The 22972-nt window shown below is 64.3% G+C and carries 21 protein-coding genes and 1 tRNA gene; 5 read left to right on the top strand and 17 right to left on the bottom strand.

What is annotated here, in order from left to right:
• Window position 1 precedes the first annotated feature (1 nt).
• Window positions 2–1552 (bottom strand): ABC transporter substrate-binding protein, encoded by a 1551-nt coding sequence (locus XH96_RS17680; protein WP_194393575.1) that lies wholly within the window; start codon window positions 1550–1552, stop codon window positions 2–4.
• Between XH96_RS17680 and XH96_RS17675 the strand changes: the two genes are divergently transcribed.
• The gene (locus tag XH96_RS17675; protein WP_194393573.1) at window positions 1539–1856 is read left to right on the top strand and encodes a hypothetical protein; all 318 of its coding nucleotides are present in this window, start codon (window positions 1539–1541) and stop codon (window positions 1854–1856) included. The genes XH96_RS17680 and XH96_RS17675 overlap by 14 nt on opposite strands.
• A gap of 98 nt (window positions 1857–1954) precedes the next feature.
• On the opposite strand, the gene parC is transcribed toward XH96_RS17675, so the two are convergent.
• The 11 genes from parC to rpoZ all read right to left on the bottom strand — a co-directional run bounded on the left by parC (window position 1955) and on the right by rpoZ (window position 12828).
• Window positions 1955–4213, bottom strand: a complete 2259-nt coding sequence (parC, locus tag XH96_RS17670; RefSeq protein WP_194393572.1) for a DNA topoisomerase IV subunit A — start codon at window positions 4211–4213, stop codon at window positions 1955–1957.
• Window positions 4214–4274: 61 nt separating this feature from the next.
• Complete coding sequence (locus XH96_RS39150) at window positions 4275–4562, bottom strand: hypothetical protein (RefSeq protein WP_246790119.1); 288 nt, start codon at window positions 4560–4562, stop codon at window positions 4275–4277.
• 100 nt (window positions 4563–4662) lie between these two features.
• Window positions 4663–5415, bottom strand: coding sequence for a DNA repair protein RecO (gene recO, locus XH96_RS17665; RefSeq protein WP_194393571.1), 753 nt, complete (start codon window positions 5413–5415; stop codon window positions 4663–4665).
• Window positions 5416–5562: 147 nt separating this feature from the next.
• On the bottom strand, window positions 5563–5943 hold the full coding sequence (locus tag XH96_RS17660) for a hypothetical protein (protein ID WP_194393570.1): 381 nt from the start codon (window positions 5941–5943) through the stop codon (window positions 5563–5565).
• Between the two features lie 21 nt (window positions 5944–5964).
• On the bottom strand, window positions 5965–6891 hold the full coding sequence (gene era / locus XH96_RS17655; protein ID WP_194393568.1) for a GTPase Era: 927 nt from the start codon (window positions 6889–6891) through the stop codon (window positions 5965–5967).
• Window positions 6881–7717 carry a ribonuclease III gene (rnc, locus tag XH96_RS17650; RefSeq protein WP_194393567.1) on the bottom strand — a complete coding sequence of 279 codons (837 nt, stop codon included), beginning with the start codon at window positions 7715–7717 and terminating at the stop codon, window positions 6881–6883. The genes era and rnc overlap by 11 nt, the downstream gene beginning before the upstream one ends.
• The gene (lepB, locus tag XH96_RS17645) at window positions 7714–8478 is read right to left on the bottom strand and encodes a signal peptidase I (RefSeq protein WP_061877333.1); all 765 of its coding nucleotides are present in this window, start codon (window positions 8476–8478) and stop codon (window positions 7714–7716) included. The genes rnc and lepB overlap by 4 nt, the downstream gene beginning before the upstream one ends.
• A 249-nt stretch (window positions 8479–8727) precedes the next feature.
• Entirely contained in the window at window positions 8728–9147 is a 420-nt protein-coding gene (gene acpS, locus XH96_RS17640; protein WP_194393565.1) for a holo-ACP synthase, read from the bottom strand.
• Entirely contained in the window at window positions 9144–9896 is a 753-nt protein-coding gene (locus XH96_RS17635) for a pyridoxine 5'-phosphate synthase (protein ID WP_194393564.1), read from the bottom strand. The genes acpS and XH96_RS17635 overlap by 4 nt, the downstream gene beginning before the upstream one ends.
• Window positions 9897–9941: 45 nt before the next feature.
• Window positions 9942–12230, bottom strand: coding sequence for a bifunctional (p)ppGpp synthetase/guanosine-3',5'-bis(diphosphate) 3'-pyrophosphohydrolase (locus tag XH96_RS17630; RefSeq protein WP_194393562.1), 2289 nt, complete (start codon window positions 12228–12230; stop codon window positions 9942–9944).
• Window positions 12231–12435: 205 nt separating this feature from the next.
• Entirely contained in the window at window positions 12436–12828 is a 393-nt protein-coding gene (gene rpoZ / locus XH96_RS17625; RefSeq protein WP_007603391.1) for a DNA-directed RNA polymerase subunit omega, read from the bottom strand.
• Window positions 12829–13155: 327 nt separating this feature from the next.
• Between rpoZ and XH96_RS17620 the strand changes: the two genes are divergently transcribed.
• Together XH96_RS17620 and XH96_RS17615 are read left to right on the top strand one after the other, a co-directional pair.
• On the top strand, window positions 13156–13800 hold the full coding sequence (locus tag XH96_RS17620; protein WP_028179699.1) for an NYN domain-containing protein: 645 nt from the start codon (window positions 13156–13158) through the stop codon (window positions 13798–13800).
• Entirely contained in the window at window positions 13781–14455 is a 675-nt protein-coding gene (locus tag XH96_RS17615; RefSeq protein ID WP_194393560.1) for a uracil-DNA glycosylase, read from the top strand. Before XH96_RS17620 ends, XH96_RS17615 begins: the two co-directional genes overlap by 20 nt.
• A gap of 84 nt (window positions 14456–14539) precedes the next feature.
• Here the strand turns inward: XH96_RS17615 and XH96_RS17610 are convergent, their stop codons facing one another.
• The 4 genes from XH96_RS17610 to dapA are packed head-to-tail and all read right to left on the bottom strand — an operon-like array spanning window position 14540 to window position 17021.
• Window positions 14540–15121: a peroxiredoxin gene (locus XH96_RS17610; RefSeq protein WP_194393559.1), complete on the bottom strand. Its 582-nt coding sequence runs from the start codon at window positions 15119–15121 to the stop codon at window positions 14540–14542.
• 4 nt (window positions 15122–15125) lie between these two features.
• Entirely contained in the window at window positions 15126–15599 is a 474-nt protein-coding gene (gene smpB / locus XH96_RS17605; RefSeq protein WP_024341117.1) for an SsrA-binding protein SmpB, read from the bottom strand.
• 60 nt (window positions 15600–15659) lie between these two features.
• On the bottom strand, window positions 15660–16073 hold the full coding sequence (gene mscL, locus XH96_RS17600) for a large conductance mechanosensitive channel protein MscL (RefSeq protein WP_061877353.1): 414 nt from the start codon (window positions 16071–16073) through the stop codon (window positions 15660–15662).
• Between the two features lie 57 nt (window positions 16074–16130).
• On the bottom strand, window positions 16131–17021 hold the full coding sequence (gene dapA, locus XH96_RS17595) for a 4-hydroxy-tetrahydrodipicolinate synthase (RefSeq protein ID WP_194393558.1): 891 nt from the start codon (window positions 17019–17021) through the stop codon (window positions 16131–16133).
• Between the two features lie 227 nt (window positions 17022–17248).
• Between dapA and XH96_RS17590 the strand changes: the two genes are divergently transcribed.
• Window positions 17249–19714, top strand: a complete 2466-nt coding sequence (locus XH96_RS17590) for a transglycosylase SLT domain-containing protein (RefSeq protein WP_194393557.1) — start codon at window positions 17249–17251, stop codon at window positions 19712–19714.
• A 471-nt stretch (window positions 19715–20185) separates the two neighbouring features.
• Here XH96_RS17590 and XH96_RS17585 read toward each other — a convergent pair whose 3' ends face one another.
• Window positions 20186–21724, bottom strand: coding sequence for a porin (locus XH96_RS17585; RefSeq protein WP_194393556.1), 1539 nt, complete (start codon window positions 21722–21724; stop codon window positions 20186–20188).
• 834 nt (window positions 21725–22558) lie between these two features.
• On the opposite strand from XH96_RS17585, the gene XH96_RS17580 reads away from it, so the two are divergent.
• Window positions 22559–22651: transfer RNA gene (locus XH96_RS17580), tRNA-Ser, on the top strand.
• Window positions 22652–22972 lie beyond the last annotated feature (321 nt).

The raw sequence follows: 22972 nt of genomic DNA, 5'->3' as shown, positions 1-22972 counted from the left end.
GTTACTTCTCAACGTTCCAGAACACCGGGATGGCGGACGGTATCAGACCGCGCAGGGTCGCGCGATAGGCGGCCGGCTGGGCGAACTGGCCCCACGGAATCGCGGGTGCCTGATCGTACATGACGGCCTGGATCTCGCCCGCGATCTTCTTGCGGTCCTCCTCGGCCGGCGCCTTGGCGAAGGCTTCCGTCAAGGGCGTGATGCGCGCATCGCATTGCCAGCCGGTGAAGTCGGCGCAGTTGAAGGCAACCATGACATTGGTCAGCGGCGAGCCCAGATCGAAGCCACCGGCGTGAACGCCATAGACGCTCCAGCCCTCCTTCTTGGCGCGGCGCGCCAGCACGCTCGCCCAATCCATCACCTGCAGATCGACGTTGAAGCCGGCAGCCTTCAGCCGTTCCGCAAGCACCTGCGCCGAGACGCGCGGGGCTTCGAGATCGTTGGCCTCCATGACGACGACGGGTTCGCCGGCATATTTGGTCGCCTTCAGCGCGGCCTTCGCCGCTTCGATCGACGGCTTTGCCGCCGCTTCGGTGCCGGCCTTGCTTTCATAGGTGGTGCCGCAGGTGAAGAACGTCGCGCACGGTGTGGCGTATTTGGCATCGAGCCCGAGCGCATCCAGCACTTCGCGCTGATCGACCAGCTTCCACAGCACGCGCCGGATCGCGGGATCGTCGAACGGTTTCGACGCGGCGTTGAGACGATAGGCGCCTGCGAACATGTTGCCGCCGGTGAAGTTGACGAGCTTGACGCGGGAGTTCTTCTCCAGCTGCGGCAACAGATCGAACGGGGCGTATTGCATGAAGTCGATCTCGCCGGCCTGGAGCGCGGAGGCTGCGGTCGCACCGTCGGGAATGACGCGGATCTCCAGCGTGTCGACATTGACTCGCTTGCCGCCGGCGAGGAAGTCGGCGGGCTCGGGGCGCGGCACATAGTCGGCGAACTTCTTCAGGATCATGCGATCGCCGGTGCGGTGATCGGCCTTGCTATAGACGAACGGGCCGGAACCGATGATCTCGGTGATGCGCTGATCGCCGGGCGTCTTGGCGATGCGCTCGGGCATCATGAAGGCGACGGGGCTGACCGGATTGCCGAGCGCATCGATGACGAGACCCGACGGCTCCTTCAACGTCAGCACGAAGGTCTTGGCATCGGTCGGCTCGAGCGAAGCGGTGATCGCGAAGATGCGGCGGCCGAGCGCGCTGCGCGTGCCCCAGCGGCGCAGCGAGGCCACGCAATCGGCCGCGGTGACCGGCTGGCCATCATGCCACTTCAGGCCATCGCGCAGGGTGAAACTGTAGGTCAGGCCATCGGGCGAGACTTTCCAGTCCTGCACCAGCTGCGGTTTGATGTCGCCCTTGGAGTCCTTCGCAAACAGCGTATCGAACACCATGTAGCCAAACGTGCGCGAAATATAGGCTGTGGAGAAATGCGGATCGAGCGTGACGATTTCCGCCTCGAGCACCGCGACGAGATTCCCCGCCGCATGCGCAGGCGCCGCGGCCAGCGCGAGGCCGAACAGCGCGGGAATGAAAGACTTGAGTTTGAACATTGGTTTCTTCTTGCCTTGGCGAAACGGTTATGGTCGCCAGCAAAAAGCAATGTTCGTGCCCACACGGCAGAAGCACGTATGCGCACACGGCTATCAGCCGCGCGTTTGCGCGGATGTGCACTTCAGGGTTGGAGCGCAACTCCATCGCATCCCGTCATTGCGAGCGCAGCGACGCAATCCGGACTGCCACCGCGAAAAGACTCTGGATCGCGTCGCTGCGCTCGCAATGACGATGTGGATGCAGTTGGGCACCAATCTCGTGCCCCGGACGCAGCGCAGCGCTTCTTCGGCGGTGCGCTGCTGAGCCGGGGCCCAGGTCGCCAGGCAATCCGCGCGGCATGGATCCCGGCTCTGCGCAGCAACGCGAAGGGCGTTGCAGCGCGTCCGGGACACCACACCACCCTACCCGATCACCTTGCCGAACTTGTTCGACTTCGGAAAACCCTTCGGCGGCAGGCGGCCGGCGTCGGCGCGGGTGCCCTGCCACTCGGCGAGCTCCTTCATGGTCGCGGAGAATTCGCGACCGGCGGAGTCCTTCCAGGTCAGGCCGGCCTTGGCGTCGAACACGGCAATATCCGAAAGGCCGCCATCCTTGTACTTCTGCAGGCGAACGCCGCGGCCGCGTGCCATTTCCGGCACCTGGTCGAGCGGGAAGACCAGCATCTTGCGGTTGTCGCCGATGACCGCGACGGTGTCGCCGAGCACCTCGGTGATCGCGCACGCCTCGTTCGGCATGTCGACGTTGAGGACCTGCTTGCCCTTCTTGGTGGTGCCGACGCAATCATCCTCGTTGACGACGAAGCCCTGGCCCTCGTGGCTCGCGACCAGGAATTTGCGTCCGCCCTTGTGGACGAACAGCGCGACGGGCGCGGCTTCCTGCTCGAGGTCGATGAACAGGCGGATCGGCTCGCCGTGACCTCGGCCGCCCGGAAGCTTCGCGACGTCGAGCGAGTAGAACTTGCCGTTGGTCGCGAACAGCAACAGCTTCGAGGTCGTCTCCGCGAAGAAGGCGAAGCCGAGCTTGTCGTCCTGCTTGAAGGCGAGGCCCGAGAGATCCTCGACGTGCCCCTTCATGGTGCGAATCCAGCCCTTGTCGGAGACGACGACGGTCACCGGCTCGCGCTCGACGAAGGCCTCCTCGATCGCGGCGAGATCGTGCTCGGGCGCGTCGGCAAAGGTGGTGCGGCGCTTGCCGAGCGGCGTCTTGGGCCCGAACATGTCGCGGACCTTGGCAACCTGCTCGCTGACCTTCTTCCACTGCTCAGGCTCGGAGGCCAGCAGGGCCTCGATGCCCTTCAGCTCCTTCCGCAGATCCTTGTCCTCGGTGCGGATCTCCATCTCTTCGAGCTTGCGCAGATTGCGCAGCCGCATGTTGAGGATGGAGTCGGCCTGCAACTCGGTGAGCTTGAACGCCTTGATCAAGGCCGGCTTCGGCTCGTCCTCGGTGCGGATGATCCGGATCACCTCGTCGATGTTGAGATAGGCGATCAGCAGACCGCCGAGGATTTCGAGCCGGTGCTCGATCTCGCCCTTACGGTGCTTGGTGCGGCGGATCAGCACGTCGCGGAGATGGTCGAGCCATTCGCGCAAGGCCTCCGCAAGGCCGACCACCTTGGGGACGCGCCCCTTGATCAGCACGTTCAGGTTCAGCGGAATCTTGTTCTCGAGCTCGGTCAGCCGGAATAGCGATTCCATCATCAGCGCGGGATCGACATTCTTGGACTTCGGCTCGATCACGATGCGGACGTCTTCGGCCGACTCGTCCCTGATGTCGCCGACCAGCGGCAATTTCTTCTGGTCCAGCAGTTCGGCGATCTTCTCGATCAGGCGCGACTTCTGCACCAGGAAGGGGATCTCGGTGACGACGATCACCCAGGTGCCGCGCGCGCCCTCTTCCTGCTGCCATCTCGCGCGGACGCGGAACGAGCCGCGGCCCGTTGCATAGGCCTCCGCGATGGCCTGCTTGGAATCGACGCAGATGCCGCCCGTCGGGAAGTCCGGACCCTTCACCCACTTCAGCAACGCCCTGGATTTCGCGTCGGGCTTCTCGATCAGATGCAGCGCGGCGTCACAGAGCTCGGCGGCGTTGTGCGGCGGAATCGAGGTCGCCATGCCGACCGCGATGCCCTGCGCGCCGTTGGCGAGCAGGTTCGGAAAGCCGCCGGGCAGCACGACCGGCTCTTTCGACTGGCCGTCGTAATTGGCGCGGAATTCGACGCCGTCCTCGTCGATGCCGTCGAGCAGAAGCCGCGCGACGTCGGTCATGCGCGCTTCGGTGTAGCGGTAGGCGGCGGGGTTATCGCCGTCGATATTGCCGAAATTGCCCTGGCCGTCGACCAGCGGATAGCGCGAGGAGAAATCCTGCGCGAGGCGCACCATGGCGTCGTAGATCGCCTGGTCGCCATGCGGATGGAACGAGCCCATCACGTCGCCGACGATCTTCGCGGATTTCTTGAAGGCCGTGCCGGGGTCGAGCCTGAGCAGCCGCATGCCGTAGAGGATGCGGCGGTGCACCGGCTTCAGGCCGTCGCGTGCGTCCGGCAGCGCGCGGTGCATGATGGTGGAGAGCGCATAGGCGAGATAGCGCTCTTCCAGCGCCTCGCGCAGCGGCACATCATGGATTTCGGCCGGTTCTTCCGGCGGAACGATTCGTTTTCCCATGCCGCCCGGTTAAACCGTGGAAGCGAATCGGGCAAGGATCGAATGGTTCCCTGGGGGCGGCCTAGTGGCCTGCCCAGCCGGCCGTGAATGTCTGGGTTTTGGCCTGACCAGGCGTTTGGGTGGGTGCCGGCGCATTGCTCACGCAGCGGCGGGCGGCCTCGATCTCGGCCTCGGTCGCGCCATGGGCCCGCGCCCATGTCTCTGCGGCCGCAGCAGAATATTTTGCCACATAATACCGGACGACTGTGCAGGAAGCCCGGCGAAACAAGCCGGGTTGCGGCTCGCCGGCCATTGCATCGGGCGCAAGCGCAAACAGCGCCGCGGAGAAGGCGAATCCCCTGATCAACATTTAGGCTGTCCCCCGTTGTGGAACCTGAAGGCGAACTCGACCGGCCCGATTTCGTTCCGGGGAACTCCATGCCAACGGGCAGTGCAGAGTCCCGATGAGCTCATGGCGCGGGAATCGCTGCCCTCGCCTGCTGCCGTATCAGGGCGTTGATGAAGCCGGCCCGCGCATCGGAATGGCCCTGCCCGCGCGGCTCCAGCACGTGACGCAGCAGGAACAGGCCGGTGAGCCGGAAGCCGTCCTGGAGATCCTGCTCGGTGAGATCGCTCGCGGTCTCGCCATGGCGCAGAAAGGCCGGCAACCGCAACAACCGGTCGCGCCACGGCTCGCCCGCGCCGCGCGACACCGCACCGCCGGATTTCGGCGAGACGTAGATCAGGTCCGTGGTCTCGCCGGTCACCGCGCAATTCTCCAGCGCCAGGCCGAAACCCAGCTCGGCGAGCATCGCCAGCTCGAAATGGATCAGATGCACGGCGGCGCTGCCGATGTCCTCGAAATCGTCGAGCGAATGTTCGAGCAACGCAAAGATCTCTTCGTGCGGATCGCGCTCCGGCAAGAGCCGCGCAACCGAGGCGAGATGGGTGACGCCATAGACCCCGTGGGACGATGCCAGCAGCGTCGCCGCGCGCAGCTTCAATCCCTCGACCGCATAGGTCCCGAGATGCTCGTCGAGCCGCGCCCGCCACACCGCGCTGACGCTGTTGCCGGGCTGCAAGAGCGGCCGCATCCGCGAGCCGGCGCCGCCGCGGACGAGGCCGAGATGCCGGCCATGGGCGCGCGTCAGCAGCTCGACGATGGCGCTGCTCTCGCCATGCCGCCGCACCCCCAGCACGATGCCTTCGTCGGTCCATTCCATGGGAGGAAGTCTAGCGCAATTCGAGCTTTCGTAGGGTGGGCAAAGCGAAGCGTGCCCACCAATTTTCATCGACCGAACATTGGCGATCGCGGTGGGCACGGCGCGCAAGGGCGCGCCTTTGCCCACCCTACGACACCGCCTGAAAACTCACGCGTTGAACCAGCCCTGCGCATCGCCGGCGAAGGAGAAATAAAGGCCGATCGTGGTCAGCGCGCAGGAGACGATCTCGATGGCGCTATCGAACTCCAGGCCCCTCTCCCCGATGATCTGGCCGAGCGAGATCACCGACAACACCAGGGCCGCCGCCAGCACCCAGCGCGGCCAGTTCTTGCGCCGATGCGCGGCCAGCCAGACGAAATAGACCAGCAGCAGGATCATGCCGCCGGCGAGCAAGGTCGCCGTCATGATCATCTGCTCAGTCATCTCGGCATTGGGCGTGCGGTCCTGCACCGCGACCGAGAGGGCATCCAGCATCAACGATGCATAGAGCAGCGCTTCGAAGCGCCGGACGTTGCTGGGCACGCTCATCGGATACCGATCTTTTCTTGGTTATTCTCTGGGGAAGTCCAGGCCCATCTCGCGGTAGCGATCGGGATCATCGCCCCAGTTCTCGCGTACCTTGACGAACAGGAACAGATGCACCGGCACGTCGAGGATCTGCATCAGTTCCTTCCGCGAATCCGCGCCGATCGACTTGATGGTTGCGCCGCCCTTGCCGAGCACGATCTTACGCTGGCTTTCGCGCTCGACGAAGATCGTCTGCTCGATCCGCACCGAATGATCCTTGCGCTCCTCCCACTTGTCGGTCTCGACCGTGGACTGGTAGGGCAATTCCTGGTGCAGCTTCTGATAGATCTTTTCCCGCGTGATCTCGGCCGCGAGTTGCCGCATCGGCGCGTCCGACATCTGGTCCTCGGGATAGAGGAACGGGCCCGGCGGCACCATTTCCGCGAGCGTCTTGCGGATGTCGTCGACGCCGTCGCCCGAGATCGCCGAAATCATGAACGTCCGCGCGAACTTCATGCGCTCGTTGGCGGCTTGCGCCAGCGCCAGCAGCTTCTCGCGCTGGACCAGATCGACCTTGTTGATCACCAGGATCTTGTCGTGATTGACGCCAGCGGCCTTGGCGAGGATCGCCTCCGCTTCCTCGTCGATCCCGGTCTTGGCATCCAGCAGCACGCAGACGAGGTCGGCGTCATGCGCCCCGCTCCAGGCGGTCGAGACCATGGCGCGGTCGAGCCGGCGCTTGGGCGAGAAGATGCCGGGCGTGTCGACCAGGATGATCTGCGCATTGTTTTCGATGACGATGCCGCGGATCAGCGCGCGCGTGGTCTGCACCTTGCGCGAGACGATCGTGACCTTGGCCCCGACCAGCGCGTTGACCAGCGTGGACTTGCCGACATTCGGCGCGCCGATCAGCGCAACGAAGCCGCAGCGCGTACCAGTGGGCGCCTCGCTGCTTGCTTCAGCCGTCATTGCCGCCGCCAACGCCTTCGCGTTCGATCATCACTGAAGCTGCCACCTTCTCTGCCGCGCGTTTGCTGCCGCCGATACCTTCCGCCGGCGCCAGCCCCGGCAGATCGACTGCCACGCGGAACTGCGGGTCGTGATGCGGGCCGGTGCGCTCGACCTCGCGGTAAACAGGCGTCGGCAGCCCCTTCCCTTGCGCCCATTCCTGCAGCACGGTCTTGGGGTCGCGCAAGGGACGGCGCGGCTTGTGCATGCGCTCGGTCCAGTTGCGCTTGACGAATTCGGCTGCCGCCGCGTGGCCGCCGTCGAGGAAGATGGCGCCGATCACGGCCTCGCAGATGTCCCCCAACACGCTCTTGCGCAGGCGCGCGTCGGCGCTGGGGCCGACCGAGCCGAGCTTGATGTCGTCGAGCAGACCGAGCGACTTGGCGACGTCGGCGCAGCTTTCCTTGCGCACGAGCTCGGCCAGACGCTTGGACAGCTCGCCTTCGTCGGCGTTCGGGAAGGCGTGATAGAGCATGTCGGAGACGACGAGCCCGAGCACGTGGTCGCCGAGGAATTCCAGCCGCTGATAGCTGTCGCCGCGCTTGCGTCCGGACTTCAGCGCCGAGACATGCGTGATCGCCTGCATCAGGAGGTTCGGGTCAGCGAAGCCGTGGCCGATGCGCGCCTCGAGCGCCGCGTTCGCATCCGTGGCCTTGGCCTTGCTGCTCCGCACCCGCTTCTTCTTCGCAGGCGCCTTGTCTGCAGCTGTCCTGGTCGCAGCTTCCCCTTCGGGGCCCGCTTGCGCCTCGGTCGGTTGGGTCGCGATGTCCTTGGCTTCGTCTTTCATCGGACGATTTTGAAGAAACGATTCCAGCGTACCGCCCAAGGCCAGCGCCAGAACATCCAGGCATGCTCGCCTTCGGCGATGGAGAAGAAGATCATCTGGGCGCGGCCGATCAGATTTTCCTGCGGCACGTAGCCGACCTGGCCGAGGAAGCGACTGTCGGTGGAGTTGTCGCGATTGTCGCCCATCATGAAGAAGTGGCCGGGCGGCACCGTGTAGACGTTGGTGTTGTCCATGTAGCCGTTGTCGGCGCAGTCCAGCGTCTCGTAGGACACGCCGTTCGGCAGCGTCTCCTTCCAGCGCTTCACCCGGGAGATGCCGCCGCCTTCCGAGCCGCAGGGGTCTTCGCCGACATATTCGCTCATGCGCTGCCGCTCGACCGGCGTGTCGTTGATGTAGAGCAGCCCGTCGCGCATCTGGACGCGGTCGCCGGGAAGGCCGATCACGCGCTTGATGTAGTCCGTGGAATCGTCCTTCGGCAGGCGGAACACGACGATGTCGCCGCGGTTCGGATCCGAGCCCCAGATTCGCCCCGAGAACAGCGGCGGCGAGAACGGAATCGAATAGTGGCTATAGCCGTAGGAATATTTCGAGACGAACAGATAGTCGCCGACCAGCAACGTCGCCTTCATCGAGCCCGACGGGATGTTGAAAGGCTGAAACAGGAAGGTGCGGATCACCAGCGCGATCAGGAGAGCATGAATGACGACCCGGATCGTTTCACCGACGCCGCTCTCAGTTTTCGTTCCTGAAGTCACGCTCATTGCTCTCTCAATTCCGGCCGGCGGTCACAGAGCGCCCTCCTGGCGCGAACAGCCCATTGCTTCGCGGCCCATGGAGATTGTCCTGATTCTGATAGTGAGGGCCAATTCCGGCGTAAAGCCGAATTCGCCCAAGCTGATTTGCGACGGCGGACTTTTAGACGGTTGTCGGAGGCCACGCAATCAAGGATCGCATCAAAACTGAGTAAGATATTGATTTTACATATGAATTATAAAATAGGACGGATATTCTCAGGGCTTCGCAGGCGGCACGGCGGAAATGATGACAAAGGCCTGCGCCAGCGGCCAGTCGTCGGTGATCGAAACGTCGATCCGCGCCTCGAATCCGTCCGGCGTCAGGGCCTGAAGCCGGGCCAGCGCGCCGCCGGTCAGTTGCATGGTCGGCCGCCCGCCCGGCAGGTTGACCACCCCCATGTCGCGCCACCAGACGCCGCGCCTGATGCCGGTACCGAGGGCCTTGGAGCAGGCCTCCTTGGCGGCGAAGCGCTTGGCGTAGGTCGCCACCACCATCTTCTCGTTCTTGGCGCGCCGCTCCGCCTTGGCCCGCTCGGCCTCGGTGAAGATGCGGTCGAGGAAGCGCTCGCCATGACGTTCGATCACCTTGGCGACACGGGTGATGTCGATCAGGTCGGAGCCGATGCCGATGATCATGCCCGGCTCCGGCCACGGTCCATCGCAGCACGCATGTTGCGCACGGTCTCGGCCAGACCCACGAACAGTGCCTCGCCGATCATGTAATAGCCGATGTTGAGCTCCATAATTTCGGGGAGCGCGGCGATCGTCTCCGCTGTCGCATAGTCGAGGCCGTGACCGGCATGGACCTCGAGCCCCGCATCCCTGGCCAGCTTCGCCCCCGCCACGATCCGCCGCCATTCGGCCTCGGCCTTGTCGGTGTGGCCGTCGACGACGGCGTCGCACCAGGCGCCGGTGTGGATCTCGATCACGGGCGCGCGCAGCCGTGCCGCCATTTCGATCTGGGCGGGGTCGGCGGCGATGAACAGCGAGACCCGGATGCCGGCATCGTTCAGCCGCGCGATATAGGGCGCGAGCGCGTTGTGCTGGCCGACCACATCCAGCCCGCCTTCGGTCGTCACCTCCTGGCGCCGCTCCGGAACCAGGCAGACCGCATGCGGCTTGGTGGCGAGCGAGATGCGCAACATGTCGTCAGTCGCCGCCATCTCGAAATTGAGCGGCTTGGAGATCTCCGCCTTCAGCCGCGCCATGTCCTCGTCGCGGATGTGCCGGCGATCCTCGCGCAGATGCGCGGTGATACCGTCGGCGCCGGCCCCGATCGCGAGCAGCGCCGCGCGCACCGGATCCGGATTGCGGCCGCCGCGCGCGTTACGCAGGGTCGCGACATGGTCGACATTGACGCCGAGGCGGAGCGGAATTGCGGGCATTTCAGGACTCACGAAATCGGGGCGACAGGCGCATACGCAAAGCGCCTATCCATTAACACGTTCGACTTTGGCGACGACCGCCTTCGCGCGCAACTGAGCCAGGATCGCGCTCAGGTGCTTCAGATCGTAGACTTCGAGATCGATCGTCGTCTCCGTGAAGTCCGGCGAACGGCGCTGCATGCTGATGTTGTCGATGTTACCGTCGTGCTCGGCTATCACGGTCGCGATCTGCGCCAGCGCGCCGGGCTCGTTGACGTTCTCGACCCTGATGCGGGCCGGGAAGCGCTGCGGCGCGGAGTCCTCGATGTCCCAGCGGACGTCGAGCCAGCGCTCCGGCTCCTCCTCGAAATCCTTCAGCGCCGGCGCCTGGATCGGATAGATCGTGATGCCCTCGCCCGGCGTGACGATACCAACGATGCGGTCGCCGGGCACGGCGCCGCCATTGGGCGCGAACTTGATCGGCAAGTCGGAGTTGATGCCGCGGATCGGGATCGCGACCGGGCTGCGCGGCGGCTCCGAGGCGCCCTTTTCCTTGAGCTTCGCGGCGAGGCCCTTCTTGACGCCGTAGCGTGCGATGCGCTCCTCCTTGTAGTCCGGGTACATCGCACGCGCGACGTGGGAGGCCTTGATCTCGCCGCGACCGACCGCCGCCATGACGTCCTCGATCGAGGTGCGCGCGAGCCGCGGCAGCGCGCCCTTGAGCTTGTCGTCGGCATATTCGATCTTGGCGCGCTCGAACAGACGCTCGACGATGCGCCGGCCGAGGCCGACATATTGATCGCGCACCGCGGTGCGCGTGGCGCGGCGGATCGCGGCGCGCGCCTTGCCGGTGACTGCGAGCGTTTCCCAGGCCGACGGCGGCGCGGACTGCGCTTCCGAGGTCAGCACCTCGACCTCGTCGCCGTTCTGGAGCTCCGAGGACAGCGGCGCGAACTTGCCGTTGATCTTGCAGCCCACCGCGCTGTTGCCGACGTCGGTGTGCACCGCATAGGCGAAGTCGATCACGTTGGCGTGGCGCGGCAGCGCGATCAGCTTGCCCTTCGGGGTGAAGCAGAACACCTGGTCGTGGAACAGCTCCAGCTTGGTGTGCTCGAGGAATTCCTCGGGATTGGCGCTCTCGGAGAGGATTCCGATGGTGTGGCGCAGCCAGGCGAACGCGTTGGACTCGCGCTTGAGGTATTCGGTCGGCGAGCCCACGCCTTCCTTGTAGAAGACATGCGCGGCGATGCCGCGCTCTGCGATCTGGTCCATCGCCTCGGTGCGGATCTGGAGCTCGACGCGCTGGTTGCCGGGGCCGATCACGGTGGTGTGGATCGAGCGGTAGTCGTTCTGCTTCGGCGTCGAGATGTAGTCCTTGAAGCGCCCCGGCACGACCGGCCAGGTGGTGTGGACGATCCCGAGCGCGCGATAGCAGGCCTCGATGTCGTTGACGACGAGGCGGAAGCCGAAGATGTCGGACAATTGCTCGAAGCCGACCGACTTGCGCTCCATCTTGGTCCAGATCGAGAATGGTTTCTTGCGGCGGCCATAGACCCGCGCGCCGAGGCCCCTGTGCCGCAGATTGTTGGAGAGCTGGTCCTCGATCTCGCCGATCAAATTGCGGTTGCGCTCGGCAAGCGCATCGAGCCGCTGCATCACCACCGAATAGGCTTCGGGATCGAGGGTGCGGAAGGACAGATCCTCCAGCTCCTCGCGCATTTCCTGCATGCCCATGCGCCCCGCGAGCGGCGCGTAGATGTCGAGCGTCTCCTCGGCGATGCGCCGGCGCGATTCCGTCGGCACGAATTCCAGCGTGCGCATGTTGTGCAGGCGGTCGGCGAGCTTGACCAGAAGCACACGGACATCATCAGCAATGGCCAGCAACAATTTGCGCAGGTTCTCGGCCTGCTTGGCCTCGCGTGACACCAGCTCGAGCCGCTTCAGCTTGGTCAGGCCCTCGACCAGCGCGCCGATCTCCGGCCCGAAGATCTGATCGATCTCGGCCCGCGTCGCCTCGGTGTCCTCGATCGTATCGTGCAGCAGTGCTGCCACGATGGTGGCGTCGTCGAGCTTCAGGTCGGTGAGAATGGCCGCCACTTCGAGCGGATGCGAGAAATACGGATCGCCCGAGGCGCGGGTCTGCGAACCATGCGCCTTCATGGCGTAGACATAGGCGCGGTTCAGCAGGTCTTCGTTGGTGTTGGGATTGTAGGATCTGACGCGCTCGACGAGGTCATATTGACGCATCATGCGCGCGCGGGGCCTGGCGGGGCGCGCGACCGGCGCAGTCGGGGCCACGGCAACCGATTCGGTTGCGGCCTGCATCTGCGTGGATCTGCGGCGCCGATATACCATTCCGTCCTGCTTTCAAACGGGCCCGAGGCGGTCCGCTGTATACATCCTAGCTCCGATCGCGCGCGTGTCCGATCAATTCAGTGACAGGCGCAGCGCCAACCGGCAACATTATGGTAACCACGAAAACGTCAACAAAAGCAAAGGCCCGAACAAGGGTTCGGGCCTTTGATAAGATCACAAGCAGTCGATGATCACGATGGAGGAATTACTCGTCTTCCTCGGGCTGCTCCTCGGGAGGCGCGAGGCCTTCCAGACCCTTCAGGAGCTCCTCTTCGGTCATGCGCTCGACGGCGACTTCGGTATCGTCGGCATCGACGCTCGCCCCTGCGGAACCGATCAGCGGCACCGTATCCGGCTCGGGCTCGTCCACCTCGACGAACTTCTGGAGCGAGTGCACCAGCTCCTCGCGGAGATCCTCCGGCGAGATCGTCGTCTCGGCAATTTCACGCAAAGACACAACAGGGTTCTTGTCGTTATCGCGGTCAACCGTTAGTTGTGAACCGGACGAAATCATGCGGGCTCGGTGGGCGGCCAGCAGGACCAAGTCAAACCGGTTGTCGACCTTGTCGATACAATCTTCTACGGTGACGCGAGCCATGGACTGTCGCTCCGTTATGGGTGGGACGAAATATGTGGATGATTGGGGCTAGTTATAGGGGCCGGGACGATTTCGCAAGGCTAATTTGTGATTTGGTCTCGCCAAACGGCTCTGCTAACGCCACATTGGGGCTGGGACGGGGTTTTCTGGGCTGCCATCGAGGGCAGCCCCGGGTGTATGCAAGTCCGCCATAACTATACCTTGATTGCCCCGACTTCTCCGGACTTGCGGTTTCGACGGGTCTCAGCGGCACTTTAGAACTGCGCGGCTTGCTGTCGCCGCGCCAACAAAAAACGATCAATCACGAACACTACGCGAGCAAACTGAATGTCACCTTCTCCGACCAACAAGATCGCGCTCTTCATCGATGGGGCCAATCTCTACGCGACCGCGAAAACTCTGGGCTTCGACATCGATTACAAGCGTCTACTGAAGGAGTTTCAGGGCCGCGGGACGTTGTTGCGGGCGTTCTATTACACCGCCATCATCGAAGACCAGGAATACTCCTCGATCCGCCCGTTGATCGACTGGCTGGATTACAACGGCTACACCGTCGTCACCAAGGCGACCAAGGAATTCATCGACGCCTCCGGCCGCCGCAAGGTCAAGGGCAACATGGACATCGAGCTTGCCGTGGACGCCATGGAGCTCGCCGAGCACATCGACCAGATGGTGCTGTTCTCGGGTGACGGCGACTTTCGCTCCCTGGTCGAGGCCGTGCAGCGCCGCGGCGTGCGGGTCACGGTGATCTCCACCATCGCCAGCCAGCCGCCGATGATCGCCGACGAGCTGCGCCGCCAGGCCGACGTCTTCACCGACCTCGTCGAGCTGCAATCCAAGCTCGGCCGCGACCCGTCCGAGCGCCCCGCCCCGCGCGACCGCGGCGAGCGTGGCGAACGTCACCACGCCCCGCAATTCCTCCAGCGCGCAACCACGATGGCGCCGAGGGGCGATGAAGACTTCGAGGAGTGAGGCGGCCCGGTCAAGCCGCCAGCCTCTCGCCGTCGTTCCCGACCGTGACTGTCCGCTCTGTCCGCGCCTGGTCGCCTTTCGCGAGGCGAACCGCACACGCGAGCCGACGTGGCACAATGCGCCGGTTGCGCCCTTCGGCGACCTCGAGGCACGCCTCCTGATCGTGGGCCTCGCGCCGGGAATGCAGGGCGCCAACCGCACGGGACGGCCCTTCACCGGCGACTATGCCGGCGACCTGCTCTACGCCACGCTGCTCGAATACGGCTTTGCCAGGGGCAGCTATCAGGCGCGCCCCGATGACGGCCTGAAACTGGTGGACTGCCGGATCGCCAACGCCGTGCATTGCGTACCGCCGCAAAACAAGCCGCTGCCGGTCGAGATCAACACCTGCCGCCAGTTTCTCGTGGCGAATCTGGCGTCGATGCCGAACCTGCGCGCGATCGTCGCGCTCGGGCGGATTGCGCACGACAGTGTGCTCAAGCCGCTGAATCTGAAGGGCTCGCAGGCGCCCTTCGGCCACGGCGCAGTGCATCAGGCAGGCCGGTTCAAGCTCTACGACAGCTATCATTGCTCGCGCTACAACACGAACACCGGCGTGCTGACGCCGGACATGTTCCGAAGCGTGTTCGCGAAGGTGAAGGCCGGTCTCGATTAGGGCCTGATGGAGTCAGGCGGTTGCGATGCCCGCAGCTGGCTCGCATCGGTTCGACCGGAATCATTTCATCCTGGGGCGGGCGATCTAACCCTTGGCGGGATTGGCCTTCAGCCAGTCGAGCACGTCGCCGGCGTTCCGGTCGGGCGGGAACACCGGGTAGAACACATGCGTGATCCTGGCGTCGTCGATGACAAGCGCGAGACGCTTGATCAGCGTCAGGCCCGCGACCTCCATGGTCGGCAGGTTCAAGGCGCGCGTCAGCACCAGCTTCTCGTCCGAGAGCACCGGGAACGGCAGATGCAGGCGCGAAGCCATCTCGGTCTGGTAGGCGTTGCTCTGGGTCGAGAGGCCGAACACGTGTGAGGCGCCCGCGGCTTTCAGCTCCGCGAACAGATCGCGAAATGCGCACGTCTGAGGCGTGCAGCCGCGCGCCCCCGGGATCATGTCCCAATCGTCGACCAGCGCGATCTTGCCGGGCTCGCCGGTGCGGGGATAGGCGAACACGACGGTGCGGTCGCGCAGCGCCGACAGCGTGACTGACGTATCATCGGTCGCGAGCAGTCCGATCGGTGGCAATGTCATGCCCTTGAGATGCGCGGCGCCGCCGTCGTCGGCAGGCGCGGGAATCTGGCTCCAGTCGACCTCGAGCAGGTTCCGTTGATTCATTTCGTCATCCCCTCGCCCGCATCAGCCGGCCCTTCTCCCGGCTCCAGTCGCGCTTCTTCTCGGACTCGCGCTTGTCGTGCAGCTTCTTGCCCTTTGCAACCGCCAGCTGCAATTTGGCGCGACCACGCTCGTTGAAATAGAGCTTGAGCGGGATCAGCGTCATGCCCTCGCGGTCGACCGCGCCCATCAGCTTGTTGATCTGCCGGCGGTGGAGAAGCAGTTTGCGCGGCCGCTTGGGCTCGTGATTGAACCGGTTGCCCTGGAGATATTCGGGAATGGTGGCGTTGATCAGCCAGATCTCGCCGTTCTTGGAATCGGCATAGGATTCCGCGATCGTGCTCTTGCCGTTGCGGATCGACTTGACCTCGGTCCCCGTCAGCGCAATCCCCGCCTCGATCGTGTCTTCGATCGCATAGTTGAAGCGGGCCTTGCGATTTTCCGCCATGACCTTGATCGGACGTTCGTTCTTGTCGGCCATGACGGATAAAACCCGATTGAGATGCGCGCGGAATCTAACAGTTCGGATGAAGCGCGCGCGTCACTTCTTGAGGAGATCGCGGATCTCGGTCAGCAGTTCGACCTCGGCCGACGGCTTCGGAGGAGCGGCCGGCGCCGCCTCTTCCTTGCGCTTCAGCGTGTTTATGGCGCGGATCACCAGGAACAGCACGAAGGCAATGATGATGAAGTTGATCGTCAGCGTGAGAAAGCTGCCCCAAGCCAGCACGGCGCCTTGCTTTTTCGCATCAGCTAAGTTGGTGGCGGTGACCTTCGCCGACAAGGGGGTAAAGTAGTTCGAGAAGTCGAGGCCGCCGGTGACGGCACCGATGATCGGCATGATCACGTCGCCGACCAGCGAGTTGACGATGCCGCCGAAGGCCGCACCGATGATGACGCCGACCGCGAGATCGACGACGTTGCCTTTCATGGCGAACTCGCGGAACTCCTTGAGCATCCGCCTGCCCTTTTCCTCGACCGCGCTCATGAACGCTCCCCCGGAAAAGCTAACGCCTCAGTTGATCAGGCCCGCGTGCACCATCGCGCTGCGCACGGCGACGCGGGTCGGCTCGGAGACCGGCACCATCGGCAGCCGCAGCGTCTCCTCCAGCTTGCCGAGCAGCGACATCGCGTACTTGATCGGCGCCGGATTGCTCTCGATGAAGAGGTTGTTGTGCAGCGGCATCAGCTTGTCGTGGATCGCGAGCGCCGCCTTGGTGTCGCCCTTGTGCCAGGCGGCGTGGAACTCCGAGCACAGGCGCGGCGCGACGTTCGAGGTCACCGAGATGCAGCCATGGCCGCCATGGGCCATGTAGCCGATGATGGTGGCGTCCTCGCCCGAGAGCTGGTTGAAATCCTCGCCCATCGCCGCGCGCTGCTGCGACACGCGAACCATGCTGGCGGTGGCGTCCTTGACGCCGGCGATGTTCTTCAACTCCCACAGCCGCTTCATGGTGTCGACCGACATGTCGATCACCGAGCGCGGCGGGATGTTGTAGATGATGATCGGAATGCCGATCGCGTCGTTGATCGCCTTGAAGTGCTGGTACATCCCTTCCTGGGTCGGCTTGTTGTAGTAGGGCGTGACGATCAACACGGCGTCCGCACCCGCCTTTTCGGCGTGCTGGGAGAGCTCGATCGCTTCCTTGGTCGAGTTGGAGCCGGCGCCCGCGATGACCGGCACGCGGCCCTTGGCTTCAGCGATGCACCATTCGACGACCTTCTTGTGCTCGTCATGGCTCAGCGTCGGGCTCTCGCCGGTGGTGCCGACCGGGACCAGGCCGTTGGTCCCCTCCGAAATCTGCCAGTTGACCAGGGAGCGGAACGCCGCCTCGTCCAGCGAGCCGTTCTTGAACGGCGTGACCAAGGCGGTGAACGACCCCCGGAACTTCGTCTTGGCTGCCATGGACTTCCTCCGTACGCGGCTATCTCTTGAGCAAGCCCCATTCATATCGGGTCTATCCTGCCGGTAAAAGGCCCGCTTCTGGGTGTGGGCAACGTTTAGGCCGCGATTTTGCCGCGGTGATGGTGCAAATCGGCCCGAGGTAAGCGGCTGTTGGTATTTTGTCCGCATATTCAATCAAACTTAGCTAGGTCTTGAGCCACTTCACTGATTCGGGGCGACGAAACGCCGTGACCTCCTTTGCTCGTGCCGCATGGCGATCCACCAGTCTGGTCGTGTGCCTGACGGCAGGGCTGTCGCTGGGCTGCGCCGCCCTCGCCAAGTCCAATGAGACGACCGCGGAGACCGGCAACAAGGAGACCGCGAAGCCAGCTGCCAAGGACGCCGCGAAGGGACCGGCCAAGGACTTGAGCAAGGGCTCGAACAAGGGCGCGGCCAAGGAAACAGCCAAGGGCACGGTCCAGGGAGCCGGCAAGGACGCCGCGAAGGGCGCGAGCAAGGGTGGCACCCCGGCCAAGGAAGGCGCGAAGACGCCAGCCAAGGATGCTGCCGCCAAGGAACCGGCGAAGGACAAGCCGAAACCCGCGGCAGCGGCCTCCTCGCCGAAATCGCACCCGGCGAGCAACGGATCGCCGCCCAAATCCGCAAAGACCGCACCCGTGACGGCCACCGACAGGCCCACCGCCCCGGCCGCCGCCAGACCGCTCACAGCTCCCGTGCTGGCCCCCGCGACCCGCCAGCATGCGGCGCCGCGCAAGCCGGTCATCCCGGCCGCGGTCGCAGCGACATCGTCGACGTCGCAAGCCGACAAGGACACGCTCGAGAGCGTCATCGAGCTTGTACGCAAGCGCAAGGCCGGCGACGCCACCGATGCCGCCGCCGGCATCTCGGATCCGGTCGCGCGAAAGCTCGCCGAATGGATCATTCTGCGCAGCGAGGACAACGGCGCGACCGTGGAACGCTATCGCGCCTTCATTTCCGCCAACCCGACCTGGCCGTCGCAGACCTTCCTGCGCCGGCGCCTCGAGGCCGCGATGTGGGACGACAGGCGCGACGATTCGGTCGCGTGGTCGTGGTTCGAGAACGAGTCTCCGATCTCCGCCAAGGGCCGCTTCACGCTCGCCAAGGCGATGCTGGCGCGCGGCGACCGCGCCAATGCCGAGCGGCTGGTGCGCGAGGCCTGGCGCAGCGATCCGATGTCGGAAGACACCGAGAACAACGCGCTCGACCAGTTCGGTGCCCTGCTGACGCCGGGCGACCAGAAGGCGCGGATGGACACCCTGCTCTACGGCAGCGAGACCGAGGCGGCCCTGCGCGCCGCAAAGCGCCTCGGCGCCGGCTATGTCGCGCTCGCCAAGGCCCGCATCGCCGCCGTCAAGAAAGCGCCGAACGCGCGGGCGCTGCTCGACGCGGTGCCGCGCGAGCTTCACAATGACCCCGGCTACATCTTCAGCAAGATCCAGCTCCTGCGCCGCGAGGAGAAGTTCACTGAAGCCGCCCAGCTGATGCTGTCGGCGCCCAAGGATCCGGGTCGCCTTCACAATCTCGACGAATGGTGGATCGAGCGGCGCCTGCTGGCGCGCAAGATGATCGACACCGAGGAATTCCGCACGGCCTATTTGATCGCGCGCGATGCCGCCCTGCCCTCGCGCGACATCTACAAGACCGAGCAGGAGTTCACCGCCGGGTGGATCGCGCTGCGATTCCTCAACGACCCCGCGACCGCCACCCAGCATTTTGCCCGCATCGGCGTCGGCAGCGTCAATCCGACCGCGCTGGCGCGCGCCGGCTACTGGCAGGGCCGCGCGGCCGAAGCGATGGGGCGTCAGCAGGAGGCGCGCAACGCCTATGCGCGCGCCGCCGAACAGTCGACCAGCTATTACGGCCAGCTCGCCCGGGCCAAACTCGGCCTGCCGCAGATCGAGCTCAACAGCCAGCCGCGCGGGCGTGGCGCCGAGCGGCTTGAGATCGTGCGCGCTGCCCATCTGCTCTACGAGCTCGACGAGCGCGAGCTCGCGGTGCCCATGCTCGCCGACATGGGCGAGAATGGCGATCCTGAAGCGGTTGCGGGCCTAGGCGAGCTCGCCCAGCGCTATAGCGATGCGCGCGGCATGCTGCTGGTCGGCAAGGGTGCGCTCAACCGCGGCCTGCCGTTCGATTTCTACGCCTATCCCGTCAACGGCATTCCGCAGTTCACGCCGATCGGCCCCGACGTCGAGCGCAGCATCATCTATGCGATCGCGCGACAGGAGAGCGCGTTCAATCCGCGCGTGGTTTCGCCGGCGCAGGCCTATGGACTGATGCAGGTGACGCCGGACGCCGCCCGCTACGTCTGCAAACGCCACGGCGCGACCTACGACCTGGGGCGGCTGAAGAACGATTCGGTCTACAACGCCGCGCTCGGCTCGGCCGAGCTCGGCGGATTGCTCGAGGATTATCGCGGCTCCTACATCATGACCTTCGCCGCCTACAATGCCGGCCGCGGCAGCGTGAAGAAGTGGGTCGAGCGTTACGGCGATCCGCGCGATCCGAAGGTCGATGCGGTCGACTGGGTCGAGCTGATTCCGTTCTCCGAGACGCGCAACTACGTGCAGCGGATCATGGAGAACCTTCAGGTCTACCGCGCCCGCTTCGGCGGCGGCACGCGCTTGCAGATCGAAGCCGATCTGCGTCGCGGCGCCGTAAGCGTGGAATGACGCTGCCCCGTTCCGATTCGCGGCCGAGCATGGGGGCGAGCGTCGCCTTCGTCAGGACCTGAGTCGCCGAGACATAGCCGGCGACCGACCACGATCCGCTGGCGATCCCTTCCGACGCGCGCCCTGAGCGCTGCGACCGTTGCGGCCCGATCGGCCGCGCTCGCCGGTGTGCCGGCTGGCAGATGAACCGGTGCCCTGACAGATGAAGGCGTAGGTCGCTCCTGCTGCAGGGCGAAATCGTCGGGGCGCTTGGTACGGTTGGGCCTGGCAAAGGCGGACTTCTCTGCGCACCCCGGTCGGAGAGCGCTTGCAGCGCATCCCTCCACAGTGACTTCCATCAGGTCGCAACCAAAGCCGCGAAATCAACGGAGAGTGGCGGTACCACCTGCGCGAGCGAACCAGACACGACCGGCATAAGAAAAACCCCGACGGTTGCCCGCCGGGGTTCTCTGTCAGGTCGTTAGACCGAACTTACCAGTTGCGCTGAGCGCGGAGGAGCAGGGTGAAGGAGTCCTGATCCTTGAGCTCATACACTGCGGTCGGCTTGGAAACCGCAGCGGCCGGAGTGATGACGGCCGTGCCGGCATACTTCTGATCGAGACGGGTCCAGTTGAAATCCGCCGAGAAGGTCAGATTCTTCACAGGCGTCCAGCGGGTGATCACGCCCACCTGGCCGATGTTGAAGTCGGGGTTACAGCTGGTGACACCGGCCACAGCCATGACACCGACGAAACCGCCGCCGCCGCAGATGGCGTTCTTGGCCAGCGAACCGAACTGGGCCGCAGCATAAGCGCCGTAGATCGCAGTGTTCCAGTACGGATCCCAGTTGTGGGTGTACGCGCCACGGAAGCCCCAGGTCTTGACGGTTTCCTGCGAGCCGCCGGTCACGAACACGGTGTCCGGAGCATTGGCGAAGCCGATGCTCTGGTACCCGACGTCGGAACCACTGAACATCGAGTACGAGCTACCTGCCAGGTTCTGGAAGTTGTAGCGGGTCGCACCATCGGTGTAGACGCCCGAAATGTTGATCGTGTCACCCGCGCCGGTCGGGATGTTCTTGATCGACAGAGCGAGCTGAACCGCCCAACCCCACTTGTCGTCGGGGTGGCCAGTGATCTCGGTCGGGCCGTAATAGGCGACGTGGTTGTCATGCGCGGCAACCGACGCCTGGAACAGACCCCAAGCCTGATCGACACGGACCATACCGACGAGGTTCGGCGAACGCGAGCCGCCGATGGCGTTGGATCCGTACGAACCGCCAGCGATGCCAGCAACCGTTGCGCCCGTCAGGTTCAGATTGCCTGCCTGATAGTAAGCCGTCGCATCTTCCGCCGAGAACGACGCCGTGATGCCCTGACCGAAGTCAGCGGTGTAGGTGAACTGGTTGACACCAGTGACCGTGCCGCTGCCGCCGACGAGACCGTCGAAGTTGTTGCCGGGATAGTTGGTCCAGGGCGCGTCGAACTGCGACACGGCCTTACCCATGGTGAAGCCGGCGAACTGGATGAAGGCGTAATACACGCCGAGCGAGCCGCCCGAAGTGCCACCGTCGGTCGGGTTGATGGTGGCGGTACCAGCAGTCGTGGCGGAGTAGCCGGTCGCGCCAGTGGCCGACCCCTGACCGGTGTAGTTACCAGTGGTCCAGGAGAACGTCGCATCGAAGAAGGTGCGGACGACGCCGTATTCGGTCGCGGTGCGCGTGTCGATGTTGAGATCTTGACGAGCGCGCATCGTGTAGTAGTTGCTGAGACGGTTGTGCGCCCCGCCGGTACCGCTAAACTGGCCGCCGTAGACCGAGTTGGTGTTCAGCGCGACTTCAGCGCGCAGATAACCACCCAGCTTGATGCAGGTGTCAGTGCCCGGGATGTAGTAGAACCCGGCTCCGTACAGGGAGCAGATCTTCACGTATTCGACCGCCTTGGCCTTCACGGGGAGATCGGCTGCCTGCGCTCCGCCCACGGCGATCAGACCCGCCGCTGAGCCGAGCAAAAGGCTCTTAACCAACTTCATGTTAAACCTCCAAGTTGCTCTTCAGGGAAGGTCACTGACCGGACGGCCAATTCCCAAACCCCCTCTAAATCACCGCTTCAAGTCCCTTCGCGCCTTCGGACACACCCGCATGAACGCGAGGGACTTAAGCGAAAGACCTAGACGGGACGACCTCGGGATGCCCCCCTCCGTCGCTCAGCCACAATTACCGAACGCCCTTGCACACACAACAAAAGAACGCTCCGAAACGGGCCGATGAAGCGTGTTTTCCAACGGGTGTTGCACAAATAACACGCAGATGTGATCAAACCGCCCTCGCAACACATTGTTTACATTGATGTTTTTTTCGACAGTTCCATCCGCCATCAAAGTTCCCCACATGAGGCGCCCAGCCGAGACGTCGGCCTGGAGGGCTTTGACGACCTCGAATCGTGGAATCAGAAACGAGACTCAATGAGGGGGTATCAACCGCCTCCGGGGCGGCCAGTCGGATGCAAGCTGGCCACCCGCTACGCCCGAGACGGCCGGCAGACACTCTTTATGGAGGCGGGATTATTGGGAATCAGGCCGACAGCTGGGCGAGCCGAGACGCAGGGCGCCAAGTCTCTATCGCCCCTTCTCGCGAGCCATTGAATTTCCTAGCAAATCGGCTTCCGGCGTGAGCAAGGAGGTTTCCATGCGGGGAACACCCTCGCGGGATGGGCCCGAGGTTCAAGCTTCGCGTCCGCTCTCGCAGCGCCACACTCTCGCCGCGACAACATCGGTCTTGTGGCGAAGATCACTGGGAATATTCGAGCGAAAACACACGCTTCTAAATTGACCGGCCCAAGTAATTAGAGGCATAAGGCTCGCACCGGAGAGGTGGCCGAGTGGCTGAAGGCAACGCTTTGCTAAAGCGTCATACGGTCTCAAGCTGTATCGAGGGTTCGAATCCCTCCCTCTCCGCCACCCAGCAGCAGAATCAATCACTGCGTTCTTTCACCTGACAGCGATCGTGAAGCCGACGCAGAGCCTAGACTAGCCCACGGACGAGCACGGGGCGTTCAGCCCGCTTCGCATGATTCCTTATATATGTGCGCGCGCACCTAGATACCGGATCGCCATATCCGCCAATGCGAGGGTGAGATCAGCACAGCCTCGCCGGCCCAGACATTGAACCAGACGCCGCCCTTGCGCCGGCACGGGAAGGACCAGGGCTGAATTCCCGTCTTGTGAAGGCATCCGAGCTCCAGGTCGCACTCGTCGGGAGCGATCTGAATCGGAAGCCAT

The organism is Bradyrhizobium sp. CCBAU 51765, assembly GCF_015291725.1.
Taxonomy (GTDB): domain Bacteria; phylum Pseudomonadota; class Alphaproteobacteria; order Rhizobiales; family Xanthobacteraceae; genus Bradyrhizobium; species Bradyrhizobium liaoningense.
The sequence above is the reverse complement of the archived record's forward strand: the minus strand, read 5'-3'. Positions and strand labels throughout refer to the sequence as shown.